Source organism: Microbulbifer maximicatervae (SeqCode), assembly GCF_052467065.1.
Window position 1 is genome coordinate 533,640 of the sequence record NZ_CP174299.1, and the last position, 15,609, is coordinate 549,248.

Sequence of the window (15,609 nt, forward strand, 5' to 3'; positions counted from 1 at the left end):
TTTGATAACATTCAGAGTCCCAGCTTGAAAACTGGTATCAAGAGAAAATAGGCAGGAATAATAACTATGGCCAACGCCGCAGCAGTAACATATATCTATAAAGGTATAGACAGTAAGGGCGCGAAGGTCGAGGGTGAAATCAGTGGAACTAGCCCTGCACTAATCAAAGCCCAACTTCGCAAGCAGGGTATTATTGCTAACAAGGTGCAAAAGAAGCCAAAACCCCTTTTTGGCGGTGGCAAGGGTAAGGTTAAACCTGCGGATATTGCTATTTTTACACGTCAAATGGCAACAATGATGAAAGCGGGAGTACCCCTGGTTCAAAGCTTTGACATAGTTGCAGATGGCTCCGATAACCAAGCACTGAAGGAGCTAATTTTAAAAATTCGCGAAGAAGTCGCCTCAGGTACAGGTTTCTCCGAATCCCTGCGCAAACACCCTGTTTATTTCGATGATCTATTTTGCAACCTAGTCGCCTCCGGTGAGCAGTCTGGCGCTCTGGAAACTATGCTAGACAGGATCGCTACATATAAGGAAAAGACAGAGTCCCTTAAAGCAAAAATCAAGAAAGCAATGACTTACCCGATTGCTGTAGTTGTTGTAGCCGTAATCGTTACATCAATCCTCTTGATTAAAGTGGTACCACAATTTGCACAAACCTTCGCCGGCTTTGGTGCTGACTTACCCGCGTTTACTCAGTTAGTAGTAAACATTTCTGATTGGATGCAAGCAAACTGGTTTTTTGCGTTGCTGGCTGTAGTTGCAATCATCTCAGGAACGATTGAAATAAAAAAGCGTAACAAAAAAGTGGCGGAGGCCTTTGATAGACTCATGCTTCGTCTACCAATACTTGGCACAATCACATATAACTCAATTGCCGCCCGCTTTGCCAGAACAATGTCTACTACATTTGCTGCAGGTGTCCCCCTAATTGACGCCCTCAAATCTGTAGCTGGCGCAACCGGTAATTGCGTTTACGAAGAAGCTACACTGAAAATTCGGGATTCGGTTGCTACCGGGGTTCCCTTGAATTTGGCGATGCGCCAATCAGGACTCTATCCAACCATGCTTATCCAAATGACAGCGATCGGTGAAGAATCTGGAGCTCTCGATGAAATGCTTGGAAAAGCAGCCGATTTTTATGAAGAGGCAGTAGATAACTTAGTAGATAACCTAACTACCCTACTCGAACCAATGATTATGGCTGTCCTAGGTATTTTGGTTGGTGGTCTAATGGTGGCCATGTATCTACCTATCTTCAACCTGGGAGCCGTTATCTAGAAAAATGTTAGAAACGTTGTCAACCTACCTGGTGCTGCTCATAGGCAGCGCCTTTATTTTGGGCCTACTTATAGGCAGCTTCTTAAACGTCGTAATCCTGCGCCTCCCGGTTATGATGGAGCGGGAATATAAGCGGGACTTCTATAGTTACTTTGATAAAAAGCCTCCTAGCGAGGAGCAGAAAGAGTTAGAAAAGCCTTTTAATCTGGTACTCCCACACTCCCACTGCCCCAAATGCCATGTTGAGATCAAAGCCTGGCAAAATATCCCCATTGTTAGCTACCTATTTCTTCGCGGTAAGTGCGGCTCCTGTGGCACCTCCATTTCCAAACGTTACCCAATGGTGGAACTGATTACCGGCATTTTGACCGCTATCGTTGTCTGGCAATTGGGCTTCACTTGGCAGGCTTTGGCTGGATGCTTTTTTACCTGGGCTTTGATTGCTCTAACAGCTATTGATTTTGACAAGCAACTGCTTCCAGACAGTATTACCCTGCCGCTACTCTGGGCCGGTTTACTCATCAATATTTGGGGAGTGTTTACTTCTCTGCAGGACGCAGTAATCGGTGCTATTGCCGGCTACCTATCTCTTTGGCTGGTCTTCCACATCTTTAAGATTGTTACCGGCAAAGAAGGTATGGGGGCTGGTGACTTTAAAATCCTGGCAGCTATCGGAGCTTGGTTTGGCTGGCAGGTGCTGCCGATGGTCATCCTACTTTCTGCCGTCGTAGGGGCTATCGCGGGAATTTCCTGGAGCATTGCCGTAGGGCGGGACCGAAACCTGCCCATCGCTTTTGGCCCCTATCTCGCTGGTGCCGGCTGGATCGCTATGCTGTGGGGGAACCACATTATGAACTGGTATTTCAATATCTCTGGGCTTACCGGTTAAGCCGCCAACTACCTACTCTCCATTCAATTGCATTACTATGACCCCGGCCAGCTATCTGGCTGGGGTTTTTATTTCTAGCGCAACCTTATTTATTCTTGGGGAGGACAGCCATTGTTTACCGTAGGCTTAACCGGCGGGATCGGTAGCGGAAAGTCAGCAGCAGCTGGGTATTTCCGTGGCCTCGGCATTAATGTAGTAGATGCAGACTTGGCGGCAAGGGTTGTTGTACAACCGGGAAAGCCAGCTCTGGAACAGATAGCCCGACACTTCGGGGCCGATGTCTTACTGGAAAGTGGCGAATTAGACCGGAGCAAACTGCGCACACTGGTATTTGACGACCCAGGCGAACGGCAATGGCTGGAAAGTCTATTACACCCGCTGATAAGAGAAGAGATAACTTCCTCGCTGAACGCAACTCAGGGGTCCTACGCAATATTGGAATCACCCCTCCTGATTGAGTCAGGCCAATGTGAGCTCGTAAACAGGATTTGTGTAGTCGATCTACCCGAGGCTTTGCAGCTTGACCGCGCCAGCGCGCGCGATAACAGCCACCAGGAACAGATTCGCAAAATCATGGCAGCCCAACTTACAAGGGAGCAACGACTAGAGAAGGCGGATGATGTGCTGGATAACGCTAGTGACTTAACCTCACTCAAAGCTCAAGTAGAGCAGCTCCATCGGGAATACTTACGGATTGCTCGGTTGGAACAATCGAGCTAAGGAGCCTCTGAATAACTCCGTAATGCCTCTGCGGGCCTTGAAGGTTGCAGATGTTAGGCGCAGCTCGCCGCGAATGGCCGCAGCCCTTTGCAAGAGCTGCAACGCAGCAGCTGTGGCCTTCAAGGCCCACCCTTCGGGGCTTGCAGAGCGATTCACACTATGCGTTGCGACCTCTTGAAAGGTCTAGACATTCCTGCGAAGCCGCGCCTTGATTGTGAACCGCTCTGCATGCCAGAGGTATCACGGAGTTATTCAGAGGCTCCCTAAGTTAATTAGAGTACAATTCCGATTCAGATCACTTTAGAGCCCAAGCTAACTTATGCCTAAATCCAGCGTAACGCCGACACTCAACTGCCCTACCTGCAAAAAGTCCATTGAGTGGAGCGATAAGTTTCCCTTCAAACCTTTTTGTAGCGAACGTTGCAAGCTGATTGATCTCGGCGAATGGGCTAGTGAGGGACACAAGATTCCCGGGGAGTCAGTGTATGACGATGTGCTGAGTGATGACCTGGACCCGAACAAGCCCCGCCATTAAGGCCATCCAACTCACTTGAACAGCTGCCTGCAAGCAGCTGTTCAAGATGAAGCTTAGGAGAAACTCCCTTTTACCGCTTCAATAATCGCTTGATTGGCGTCGGGGAAGTGGAAGTTGTCCAGCTCCCCAGCAGATACCCACTTGATTTCCTGCTGCTCTCGCCCGAGGGCCTCACCCGTAAACCGCGTTACCTGCCAGGTATCCAGCAGCACGGTTTTTTCAGGGTAATCGTGACGAATTTCCACCAGCGGCTGCAACTCCTGTACTTCAATGGCCACTTCTTCAAGTAGCTCCCTATAGAGCGCCTCCTGCACAGACTCACCAGCTTCCACCTTGCCACCGGGAAATTCCCAGCGCCCTCCCATATGCAAATGGTCGGGACGGCGGGCAATCAGGATCTTGCCATCCCCTCGGGTTACTACACCGACAGCAACATGGACAACCTTACTCACTCTACTACCTCAAGTCCGATATTCTGCGTTGATGGTGACATACTCGTGAGAGAAGTCACAGGTCCAGATATGCTCACTGCAGACACCGCGACCCAGCTCTATACGGATTTTAAATTTGGGTTTTGAAAATACCCGCTCTCCAGCCTGCTCTTGATATCCAGATGCGCGCCCACCGGCACTTACCACCTGTACATCATCGAGGAAAATCTCCACCTTATCGGTGTCTAACTCGCCTTGGATAGCATTGCCGATCGCCATAACCAGCCGACCCCAGTTAGGGTCTGAAGCATAAAGTGCAGTTTTCACCAGCGGAGAATCACCGACTTCAAAAGCTACTGCCAAGGCCTCTTCACTGCTGAGCGCGCCATCCACTTGTACGGTAACAAACTTGGTCGCCCCCTCACCGTCCCTGACAATGGCCTGGGCCAGCTCTATATGTATTTCCGAAATTGCTCTGTACAGCTCCATGTAGCCAGTGTTCTCAGAGCTGCTGATCATCTCCCCCCGCGCACCTGTGGCCATCAAAACACAAGCATCATTCGTCGAGGTATCTCCGTCTACGCTAATTCGATTAAATGAAGCCGCGACAACTTCGCGCACCATTTGATCTAGCAGGGGCTGCGTTACACCGGCATCAGTGGCGACATAGGCGAGCATGGTAGCCATATTCGGCTGGATCATGCCGGAACCTTTGGCAATACCGACAACGGCAATCTCTTCACCATTAATCATTAACTTGCGGTTCGCAATCTTTGGCCGGGTGTCCGTAGTCATAATGGACTCGGCCGCCAACTCCCATCCGGCGGGATCAAGCTGTCCAGCAGACCCCGGAATAGCAGCGAGTAACCTCTCCATCGGTAAGTGCTCACCAATGACGCCAGTACTAAAAGGCAATACTTGTTCGGCAGAAATCTTCAGTGCATCTGCCACCGCCTCGCAAGTAGCCCGGGCATCCGCCAGCCCCCTTACCCCAGTAGCGGCATTGGCATTGCCGGCATTAACGACCAGGGCTCGCACTTCTCCTTTGGCGATATGCTCTTTAGCAACCGTTACTGGAGCCGCACAAAAAGTATTCTGGGTAAAAGTGGCTGCAACTGAAGTTCCTTCAGCAAGCTCAACCAACAACAGGTCATTGCGTTCCCAGTCTTTGACCCTGGCAGGTACACTGGCGAGGCGAACTCCTTCGACAACGGGTATGGATAATTCAGGCATAAGAATAACGACTTTGGGCTATCACAGCACAGGCAAACCTAGACCCCGGTCCACCCAAACGGATTAGCGGAAATAAATGAGCGGTCGACATTATCAAAGCCGAACCTCAGTAAGGCAAGCCAAAAATAGACTTATCTGCGGAATGGAAACTTTTTTCCGCAGATAATTCTTTTACCAATTAAAAAAATACCCCGCTAAGCGGGGCACTTTCTGAATTCAAGCAGTAAATAATTAGCTCTGGGTAGAGGAAGCCAGCTTACCGTGACACTGCTTGTACTTTTTCCCGGAACCACAGGGGCAGGGATCATTGCGCCCGACTTTAGGACCGCGACGCTCCGGTGCCGGAGTAGCGGGCTGCTGCTCCTTAGGCTCACTTTCCGGAAGCGCCGAAGCCTGAGCGTGTTGCAGCTCAAGCTGCTGCCTGCGCTGCTCTTCCAGGCGACGCTGCTCCATCTCTTCCGCTTGCTCACGAGTCATCGGCTCTACATGGGCAAGAATACGCACCACTTCATGCTTGAGGTTCTCCAACATGCTCTGGAACAGATGGAAAGACTCGCGCTTGAATTCCTGCTTGGGGTTTTTGTTGGCGTAAGCCCGCAATCCAATACCCGCACGCAGGTGGTCCATGCTGGAAAGATGCTCTTTCCACAACTGATCCAACACTTGCAGCATAATCTGACGCTCGATAGTCGGCATCAGATTGGCATCACCAGAAGACTCGCCAATGCGGGAAACTTTTGCAGCATATGCTTCCTGCGCAGCAACAGTAATCTTTTTCCGCAGGCTCTCTTCGTGCAGAGTGCGATCTTCATCGAGCCACTGCTGAACCGGGAGCTGGATGCCCAATTCGCCAGAGAGCTGCTGCTCCAGGGCTGGAATATCCCACTGCTCTTCCACGCTCTGGGGGGGGATAGAACCGGAGACAATGCCATCAACCACATCTTCACGAATGGCAGAGATCGTATCGCTGATACTCTCAGCTTCCAGCAGCTCATTGCGCTGGCCGTAAATCACCTGGCGCTGGTCATTGGCCACGTCATCGTATTCCAGCAACTGTTTGCGAATATCAAAGTTGCGGCCTTCAACACGGCGCTGGGCTTTTTCGATAGCGTTGGAAACCATGCGGTGCTCAATCGCCTCACCGCGCTCCATACCCAGCATCTGCATAAAATTCTTCACCCGGTCAGAGGCGAAGATGCGCATAAGGTTATCTTCCAGGGATAAGTAAAAACGAGTAACACCCGGGTCACCCTGACGACCTGCACGGCCTCGCAGCTGGTTATCAATACGGCGGGACTCATGGCGCTCAGTACCGATAATATGCAGACCGCCCGCAGCGATCACCTGCTCGTGGCGCTTATTCCAATCTTCCTTGACTTGTGCGAGCTCCGCTTCGGTCAGCTCACTACCCTTCTCCTGGGCCAGGGCTGCCGCTTCAGCCTCCCAATTACCGCCGAGAACAATGTCGGTACCGCGACCAGCCATATTGGTAGCGATAGTCACTGCACCCGGGCGACCCGCCTGGGCGATAATCTGTGCTTCGCGCTCGTGGTATTTCGCGTTGAGAACCTGGTGCTTAATGCCCGCCTTTTGCAACTTGCGGGACATTTCTTCAGAGGTTTCGATAGAAGCGGTACCTACAAGGATTGGAGCCTGCTTTTCGCGACAGTGCTTCACATCCTCAATAATCGCTTCCATCTTCTCTTCCTGGCTTAGGTAAACCAGGTCATTGAGATCTTCACGTTGAATTTGCTTATTGGTGGGGATCACCACCACGTCCAGGCCATAAATTTGCTGAAATTCAAACGCTTCTGTATCCGCTGTACCGGTCATTCCCGCAAGTTTGGGGTAGAAGCGGAACAGGTTCTGGAATGTTGTAGAAGCGAGGGTCTGGCTCTCACTCTGAATCTGCACACTCTCTTTTGCTTCCAGCGCCTGGTGCAGGCCTTCGGAGAGACGGCGACCCGGCATGGTCCGGCCGGTGTGCTCATCAATTAACACCACCTGGCCATTCTGCACGATGTAATCCACATCGCGATTAAACAGTACATGCGCGCGCAGGGCGGCGTGCACGTGGTGCAACAGGCCCAGGTTCCCAGGGGCGTAAAGGGACTGGTCTTCCTTCATCAACCCGCTGCGTGACAACAGGTCTTCGATCAACAAGTGACCCTGTTCCGTCAGCTCAACCTGGCGAGTCTTTTCATCAACGGTGTAGTGCCCCTCCCCACCTTCTTCGGCACGCTCCAGCTGGGGAACCAACTTATTCATTGCCATATAAAGGTGGGACGAGTCTTCGGCGGCTCCAGAAATGATTAGCGGAGTACGCGCCTCATCGATCAGGATGGAATCCACCTCATCGACAATAGCGAAGTTCTGAGGGCGCTGGGTACGGTCCTCTTTGCGCAACACCATGTTGTCACGCAGGTAATCAAAACCGAATTCGTTATTAGTGCCGTAAGTAATGTCAGCCTCATAGGCCGCTTTCTTTTCTTCCGGTGGCTGCTGGGAAACAATAACTCCCACTGTCATACCCAGGAATTCATACACCGGGCGCATCCAATTGGCATCCCGCGAAGCGAGGTAATCGTTCACCGTAACAATATGAACACCCTTGCCTTCAAGTGCATTCAGATAGGCCGGCAGGGTTGCAACCAGGGTTTTACCTTCACCGGTACGCATTTCTGCAATACGCCCTTCATGCAGGGTCATCCCGCCGATCAGCTGAACATCGAAGTGGCGCATACCCATGGCCCGGCGACCCGCTTCACGCACCGCCGCAAACGCCTCAGGCAGGATTTGATCGAGTTTTTCCCCGTCAGCGAGTCGCTGCCTAAACTCATCCGTTTTAGCCCGCAGGCCTGCATCGTCAAGCTTCTGGAAATCCTCTTCCAAAGCGTTGATCTTTCCCACGACGCGTCGCATGCGCTTCAGCTCGCGGTCATTTTTTGAACCAAAGACCGATTTAATCAGTTTGCCAATCATTATCTAGAAACCACTTATCTTATTTGCGCTGTCGGCGCTAATATCGGGCAGATCGATGCACCGACGCTCCTTTATGCGAGGGGTGCAAGTAAACAGGAAGGCGCAAGCGCTGGCAACTCTTATGCCAAGCTACCAACAATTACGCGTAAAGGAAGGATAGTTCTTATCTGCCTGTGCGGCGGATATAGCTAGCTGGATCAACCGTGCGGTTGTTCTTATATATCTCAAAGTGAACATGGGGCCCGGTAGAACGGCCACTGGAACCCATCAGGGCAATAATTTGCCCTCTCTTGACCACGTCACCCAATCCCACTTTCAGCTCACTATTGTGCCCATAGCGGGTTGAATAACCATTGCCGTGATTAATTTCTACCAACTGACCATAGCCATGGCGCTCATCAGCCCAGGTGACAACACCTGCGGCTACCGAAACAACATCGGAGCCCATCTTGCCAGCAAAATCCACACCCTTGTGCCAAGTCCTACGGCCAGTGAATGGATCGGTGCGATAACCATAACGGGAAGACATCCATCCCTTGCTGATCGGGCGGCCCGCCAAAAACTGCTCGTCCTCAAGTTTGAGGTTGGCCATCAGGGATTCGAGTGTGTTCAGCTGCATCTGGCGATCTTCAATCTGATGAGAGAGATCTCCAATAACATCCAGGAATTCCGGTGGCTGATACGGCAACTCCGATGCACCTGCGATTCCGGGGTCTTCCGGCCCACCAATAGCAGGTGCACTGCCAAACTCAAACTCTCCTTCATCGAGATTGGCAACAGAGGTTAAACGCTCACCCAGTGCATCAAGGCGAGTTAAACGTGCCTGCAACTCCGCAAGCTTAACGGTAAGAGCTGCCAGCTGCTCCCGCGCCTCTCTATCTGCTTCAGCAATTTCTTCCTGCTGTTTGCGCAGTGCGCGACTCCAGGCCTTGGCCGTTCGGGAATCAAATAGGTCAGTTTTAGTAACCGGTAAATTCGCCCCCAGCAGAAATGCACCCACAGGGAGGCTCAGCAAGCACAACCCCAACAGGGCTTTGCTCAAACTGCCAAAATTAAAGCTGCGAGTCGCACCGCGCTCATTAACCAGGATTACTTTCATAGGAGCTGTGAGAAGTTCGACATTTTTAATTTTCGTTAGTCCCCAGCTCACAAGCCGAGGTGCCAAACCAATAAGGATACCAAAAATCTATAGGCTTTCTCTGTGAAACAATCATACAAAAAAGCCGGCACTATAATGCCGGCTTCTTGCGAAAGTATCAAACTGCCAAAATAGGTTTGATATAAGAGATCGGTGCTTCTTCCTGCTCACCTTCAAAGGTGACCATTTCCCAAGCATCCTCCTGAGCCATCAGGTTGCGAAGGGATTTATTGTTCAGCGCATGGCCAGACTTAAATGCCTTGAACTCACCAATCAGGCTAGTCCCCAGAAGATAGAGATCGCCAATCGCATCCAGAATTTTATGTTTCACAAATTCGTCTTCATAACGCAACCCGCCTTCATTCAGAATGCGGTACTGATCAATCACAATTGCGTTATCAACGGAACCGCCCTGAACCAGGCCCTTGGAGCGCAGGTACTCGATTTCGTGCATAAAGCCAAAGGTACGGGCGCGACTCACTTCCTTCACAAAGGAGGTGCTGGAGAAGTCCACGGATGAACTCAGGTTACGCCCCTGGAAAACCGGGTGGTCAAAGTCGATTGTGAAGGATACTTTAAAGCCATTAAAAGGCAGGAAGCTGGCAACCTTATCGCCATCCTCTACAGTTACTGGCTTCTTGATTCGCAGGAATTTCTTCGGAGCTGCTTGCTCTTGGATACCTGCAGATTGAATTAGAAATACAAATGGGCCGGCACTGCCATCCATAATAGGCACTTCTTGAGCGGATAACTCGACAACCGCGTTATCAATGCCAAGGCCCGCCATTGCCGAGAGCAGGTGCTCTACCGTAGCAATGCGAACATCACCCTTTTCCAGGGTGGTTGAAAGGAGAGTGTCGCCGACATTTTCCGCACGAGCCTCGATTTCAACTACCGGGTCCAAATCGGTTCTACGGAACACGATACCGGTGTCTACGGGCGCTGGTTTAAGGGTAAGTACAACTTTCTTGCCAGTGTGCAGACCTACGCCAGTGGCGCGAATAGCATTCTTAAGCGTGCGCTGTTTGATCATGAAACTATCTTTTCCCCGTCGGTGGACTACGCCCCTAAGGCGCAGCAAGCCATCGATACTAGCACAATTGCGACGCCAATACCAATTCTGGGCGAGTGGTCACCACAACTGTGCACCACCTACCTATATGAGGATAGATCAAGCAAAGATTGCAGCGCCAACGCATGTCGCTATGACAGCATTCTAAGATCCTAAGCTCCGCAAGCGCTGTTAATAATTGTTAATTATTTTAGATAGTTATTGCGACTCACCAGTTCTGATCAAAATCTACACAAACGGGGCAAGGGCCCACCCATTCGACAAGGTAGACCCGAGCAAAAGCCGCACCGCAGCGGCAATACCCAGCCGGAGCCGGGCAGACATGAGCGGTGTTCTGCCTCTGCGGTACCGTTTCCTAGTCTGCCTGACGGCGCAGGAAGGCTGGAATATCCAGGTACTCCATATCCGCATCAGCGGGATTCAGGGCAGGAGCCGGGCGCTTGGGGCGCTCCGCTTCAGCACGAGGGCGCGGATCAATGGCCTCGCGGCTTGCCAGTCCCGCAGAGCTGTGGCCAGCGTGAGCGCTGTGATTATCGCGAACCTCACGGGTTTCACGAACAGGCTCGCGAGGCTCTGGGCGGCGAGTATTATCCACCACCTTCGCCGGACGCGCTGCAGGAGTACCCTCGCCAAGACCTGCGGCCACAACGGTAACCCGCATCTCATCACCGAGCTTATCATCTACCGCTGTACCGATAACCACAGTAGCTTCATCGGAGGCGATTTCCTGGACAATCTCACCTACTTCAGAGTACTCACCCAGGGTCAGTTCCTGACAGCCCGCCTCTTCGCTACCGGTGATGATATTCACCAGGATACCGCGAGCACCTGCCAGGTTGACGTTATCCAGTAGCGGGCTTCGCACGGCTTTCTCAGCCGCTTCGCGCGCACGGTTTTCACCGACGGCAGAACCGGACCCCATCATCGCCATGCCCATTTCAGACATTACGGTGCGCACATCGGCGAAGTCCACGTTCATGATGCCCGGACGAATCATCAGGTCGGCAATGCCTTGTACAGCACCCAATAAAACGTTATCTGCCTCTTTGTAAGCAGATTTCATTGTGATCTTGCTACCGAGTACTTCCAGCAAACGATCGTTGGGGATAGTAATCAGAGAATCAACTTTATCACGCAGCTCGAGGATACCCTCTTCAGCTACAACTGTGCGTTTGCGCCCTTCGATCTTAAATGGGCGAGTAACCACAGCAACGGTAAGGATACCCAGTTCTTTTGCAATCTCAGCGACAATCGGCGCACCACCGGTACCGGTACCACCGCCCATACCGGCAGTGATGAATACCATATCCGCACCGGTTAATACCTCAGCAATGCGATCGCGATCTTCAAGTGCGGACTGACGGCCAATATCCGGGTTTGCCCCTGCGCCCAAACCGCGTGTAATTGTGTTACCCAGTTGCAGGATAGTGCGGGCCTCAACATCTTTGAGGGCCTGTGCATCTGTATTTGCACAGATAAAATCTACACCCTCAACATCATTGGCGATCATATGCTTAACAGCATTACCACCACCGCCGCCGACACCAATCACCTTGATGACAGGCTTATCCTGTACGCTATCAACTAGTTCGAACATTGCTGTTCCCCTTTCTTGCTCATGTCGAATTTTACAGCCATGCCTAAAAAAAATCCTTCACCGGATGGCTAAATCTGGTTGCACTCTATTACAAATTTCCGCGAAACCAGTGCTTTACCTTGTCCCACCACTGATTATCGTTGCGCACAGGCTGTATTTTGCCCTCTCGAGCCTCTTCCTGCTGCATCGCATACATCAATAATCCAACTCCAGTGGAATAAATTGGGTTGCTGACGATATCCGTCAAACCTGCAATACCCTGAGGCACTGCTAGGCGAACCGGCATATGAAAAATTTCCTCAGCCAGTTCAACCGCGCCCTCCATTTTTGAAGAGCCGCCGGTAAGTACTACACCCGCCGCACACAAATCTTCGAAGCCGCTGCGACGTAACTCCGCCTGTACTAATGTAAACAATTCGTCGTAGCGCGGCTCAACGACCTCGGCCAATGCCTGTCGGGATAAATCCCTGGGCGCGCGATCACCAACGCTCGGTACCTTAATGGTCTCACCTTCGCGAGCGAGTTTTGCCAACGCGCACGCATATTTGATTTTCAAATCTTCTGCGTGCGGTGTCGGTGTGCGCAAAGCCATGGCAATATCATTGGTAACCTGGTCTCCAGCAATCGGTATCACACCGGTATGCCGAATAGATCCACCAGTAAACACAGCAATATCGGTGGTTCCCCCACCAATATCTACCATGCATACTCCCAGCTCTTTTTCATCTTCGGTCAGGACTGCGTAACTTGAAGCCAATTGTTCAAGAATGACATCTTCTACTTCCAGACCACATCGACGAATACACTTTTCAATATTCTGTGCAGCATTCACTGCACCGCTGACCAAATGGACCTTTGCTTCGAGGCGAACACCAGACATTCCGAGAGGTTCTTTTACCCCTTCCTGATTATCAATCAGGTATTCCTGCGGAAGCGTGTGCAAAATCTTCTGGTCCGCAGGAATAGCGACAGCCCTGGCAGCATCAATAACACGATCGAGATCCTGCTGGGTAACCTCTCGATCCTTAATCGCAACTATACCGTGAGAGTTCAAGCTGCGAATGTGACTTCCCGCAATCCCTGCGTACACAGAGTGAATTTCACAACCCGCCATCAACTCAGCTTCTTCCACAGCGCGCTGTATAGATTGCACGGTTGATTCAATATTAACCACTACGCCCTTTTTCATTCCAGTGGAACGATGAGAGCCGATACCGACAATATTAAGTTCCCCATCACCGGAAGCTTCACCGACAATAGCGACTACTTTAGAGGTGCCTATATCCAGTCCAACAATCATGCGCTGATCGGATACCTGTGTCATTTTCGTGCCAACCTCGCTGAGCTGCATTCTGTTTCAGGTTCTGCTATCGGACCAGAACACAGCATTCGCTTTTAAACTTTTATCTATAAAACAGCCACCCGGGCTGCCTCGATGTTTACTTTTCTTCGTCTTTCCACTGAACCGCTACCGCATTGCTGTAGCGCGTATCGACGCTGACAACTTTTTGCAAGTGCGGCGCCAGTACACCCCGACTCAAATACAGAAAACGGTGTACCCGCTCCAATAAAGCATCATGGCCAAGTTTTAATTCAATTCCCGACACTAACTCCAGATGCCAACCGCTTAGGTCGTCAAATGACAACCGTTTAACCTCCATATCCCGCGTGGTCAGTAACCCCGCAAGCGCGCGGTATTGCAGCATAATCCGCTCTACCAATTCTTCATCCCCGGCAAGCTCGGGCAGGGACTGAACCCCCATATGTGACGGACGCGGTAGCAGATCCCCACTCGCTACCAACAATTTATCTTTACCCCAGGTGGCGAGAGGTTGCGCTTCAGTGATATCAACCTCAACACCCTTCGGCCAACGCCTGCTCACCGAGGCGGAAGTAATCCAGGGGTTAGACAGTAATGTCTGCTGCATCGCCTGAATGTCCGCTGAAAAAAAGCCTGCTTTCAAGTGAGGAAGAAGCACCTCTCTTAACTCTTCTTCAGTTACCGCATTAAAAGCCCCGCGCACCTCAACTTGCTCCAGGGCATCAACATTACTCAGCTCAACCGATGGCGCCCACCGCCACAACCAGACTGCACCATAGAGCAAAGCCGAAAAGCCTGCGAACATCACCAGCAAAAAAAAACACCGCCCCCAGTTCAGGCGAAGCTTTTCAGAATCGCTGGCCCCTAAGGGGCTCGCACCGCGAGCAGCTTTTTTTTTCCTGGAGGTTGATTTCGTTCCAGCCCCTTTCACTCGCTACCTAGCCCTCACTGCTGCGCTCACCCAAGCGCCAATCAGCCAACCTTTGCGAAAGTGCTCCGACGTTGCCAGCTCCCTGGGTCAGGACAATATCACCCGGCTCCAACAGATCAGCTAATACCGGGGGAACCTGATCGATAGTTTCCATAAAAATCGGATCTACCTGTCCCCTGTTGCGTAAGCTTCGCGCAAGCGTTCGGCCATCGGCACCAGCAATTGGCGCTTCACCGGCACTGTATACATCCAGCAAAATTAACTTATCCACCTCAGAGAGGACCTGGACAAAGTCTTCAAACAAGTCCCGCGTACGGGTATAACGGTGGGGCTGATAAATCATTACCAAGCGACGATCCGGCCAGCCATCTCGAACTGTCTTTACGGTAGCCGCTACCTCACGTGGGTGGTGACCGTAGTCATCTACCAACATCACCTTATCAGCTTCGGTATCATCGCTAACTGCATAATCACCGTAGATCTGGAATCGACGACCAACGCCCTGGAAGCCTATTAGACCTTGGCGAATTGCTTCATCACTAACGCCTTCATCACTAGCTACAGCAATTGCTGCAGTCGCATTGAGAACATTATGAATACCCGGTGTATTCACAGAAACCTGCAATAGATCACCCTTGGGTCTCTGTACCGTGAAATGGCTGCGCAGAGGTTCTTGCTTTACTTCAACGATGCGGTAGTCATTACCCTCATCAAATCCATAGGTCAGAACCGGGCGGGAAAACTTGGGGATGACTTCCTGAACATTGGCATCATCCCCGCAAACTACCGCCAGACCGTAAAATGGCAGGTTGTGTACAAAGTCGATAAAGATCTGTTTCACCTTTTCGAAGTCGCCACCATAAGTTTCCATATGGTCCGCATCGATATTGGTAATCACCGTCACCATCGGCTGTAAGTGAATAAAAGATGCATCGCTCTCATCAGCTTCAGCCACTAGATAGCGACTTTCGCCCAAGGCAGCATTGGCACCGGCAGCGTTGACCAGGCCACCGATAACAAAGGTCGGGTCTTTTTTATCTGCCGCAAAAATTGAGGCGATTAAGCTGGTCGTGGTGGTCTTTCCGTGGGTTCCCGCCACAGCAATGCCATAGCGATAGCGCATTAGTTCACCGAGCATTTCGGCACGGCGTACAATAGGGATTCTCTTTTCTCTCGCTTCAATCAGCTCCGGGTTATCGCCATGTACGGCAGAGGAATTAACCACAACATCAACGCCGCGAACATTTTCCTCGCTGTGCCCGATTTGGACCTTAACGCCCAATTTGCGCAATCTATCAGTAACCGCAGATTCACGCAGGTCAGAACCTGAGACTTCGTAGCCCTGGTTCTGCAATACCTCAGCAATACCGCTCATACCGGCACCGCCGATACCGATAAAGTGGATACGGCGGATACGGCGCATAGCCGGTACCGCATAACTTTTATCTTCGTTTGTCCGCACTGAAGACATTACTTTAA

At 51.3% G+C, this 15,609-nt stretch carries 13 protein-coding genes; 4 read left to right on the plus strand and 9 right to left on the minus strand.

All coding sequences use genetic code 11. From position 1 onward, the window contains the following. Window positions 1-66: 66 nt before the first annotated feature. From ACJJI1_RS02460 to yacG, 4 genes are all read left to right on the plus strand, one after another. The gene (locus ACJJI1_RS02460) at window positions 67-1,281 is read left to right on the plus strand and encodes a type II secretion system F family protein (RefSeq protein ID WP_108734180.1); all 1,215 of its coding nucleotides are present in this window, start codon (window positions 67-69) and stop codon (window positions 1,279-1,281) included. Between the two features lie 4 nt (window positions 1,282-1,285). After that, window positions 1,286-2,170, plus strand: a complete 885-nt coding sequence (locus ACJJI1_RS02465) for a prepilin peptidase (protein ID WP_444958445.1) — start codon at window positions 1,286-1,288, stop codon at window positions 2,168-2,170. Window positions 2,171-2,281: 111 nt separating this feature from the next. Then, a complete protein-coding gene (coaE, locus tag ACJJI1_RS02470) occupies window positions 2,282-2,890 on the plus strand; it encodes a dephospho-CoA kinase (RefSeq protein ID WP_444958446.1) in 609 nt (202 codons plus the stop codon). A 319-nt stretch (window positions 2,891-3,209) separates the two neighbouring features. Continuing rightward, entirely contained in the window at window positions 3,210-3,425 is a 216-nt protein-coding gene (gene yacG / locus ACJJI1_RS02475) for a DNA gyrase inhibitor YacG (RefSeq protein WP_444958447.1), read from the plus strand. A gap of 53 nt (window positions 3,426-3,478) precedes the next feature. Here yacG and mutT read toward each other — a convergent pair whose 3' ends face one another. The 9 genes from mutT to murC all read right to left on the minus strand — a co-directional run bounded on the left by mutT (window position 3,479) and on the right by murC (window position 15,601). Next, entirely contained in the window at window positions 3,479-3,877 is a 399-nt protein-coding gene (gene mutT, locus ACJJI1_RS02480) for an 8-oxo-dGTP diphosphatase MutT (RefSeq protein WP_444907511.1), read from the minus strand. A gap of 9 nt (window positions 3,878-3,886) precedes the next feature. Further along, on the minus strand, window positions 3,887-5,089 hold the full coding sequence (gene argJ / locus ACJJI1_RS02485) for a bifunctional glutamate N-acetyltransferase/amino-acid acetyltransferase ArgJ (protein ID WP_444958448.1): 1,203 nt from the start codon (window positions 5,087-5,089) through the stop codon (window positions 3,887-3,889). 231 nt (window positions 5,090-5,320) lie between these two features. Continuing rightward, the gene (gene secA, locus ACJJI1_RS02490; protein WP_444907509.1) at window positions 5,321-8,071 is read right to left on the minus strand and encodes a preprotein translocase subunit SecA; all 2,751 of its coding nucleotides are present in this window, start codon (window positions 8,069-8,071) and stop codon (window positions 5,321-5,323) included. A gap of 163 nt (window positions 8,072-8,234) precedes the next feature. Next, window positions 8,235-9,170: a M23 family metallopeptidase gene (locus ACJJI1_RS02495; RefSeq protein ID WP_282933859.1), complete on the minus strand. Its 936-nt coding sequence runs from the start codon at window positions 9,168-9,170 to the stop codon at window positions 8,235-8,237. Window positions 9,171-9,327: 157 nt separating this feature from the next. Further along, window positions 9,328-10,242, minus strand: a complete 915-nt coding sequence (gene lpxC, locus ACJJI1_RS02500) for a UDP-3-O-acyl-N-acetylglucosamine deacetylase (RefSeq protein ID WP_282933860.1) — start codon at window positions 10,240-10,242, stop codon at window positions 9,328-9,330. Window positions 10,243-10,636: 394 nt separating this feature from the next. Continuing rightward, window positions 10,637-11,878, minus strand: a complete 1,242-nt coding sequence (gene ftsZ, locus ACJJI1_RS02505; RefSeq protein WP_413663008.1) for a cell division protein FtsZ — start codon at window positions 11,876-11,878, stop codon at window positions 10,637-10,639. A gap of 88 nt (window positions 11,879-11,966) precedes the next feature. Beyond that, window positions 11,967-13,202, minus strand: a complete 1,236-nt coding sequence (gene ftsA, locus ACJJI1_RS02510; protein ID WP_282933862.1) for a cell division protein FtsA — start codon at window positions 13,200-13,202, stop codon at window positions 11,967-11,969. A gap of 115 nt (window positions 13,203-13,317) precedes the next feature. Continuing rightward, window positions 13,318-14,004: a cell division protein FtsQ/DivIB gene (locus tag ACJJI1_RS02515; RefSeq protein WP_444908402.1), complete on the minus strand. Its 687-nt coding sequence runs from the start codon at window positions 14,002-14,004 to the stop codon at window positions 13,318-13,320. Between the two features lie 133 nt (window positions 14,005-14,137). Beyond that, the gene (gene murC, locus ACJJI1_RS02520; RefSeq protein WP_282933864.1) at window positions 14,138-15,601 is read right to left on the minus strand and encodes a UDP-N-acetylmuramate--L-alanine ligase; all 1,464 of its coding nucleotides are present in this window, start codon (window positions 15,599-15,601) and stop codon (window positions 14,138-14,140) included. Between the last annotated feature and the right edge of the window lie 8 nt (window positions 15,602-15,609).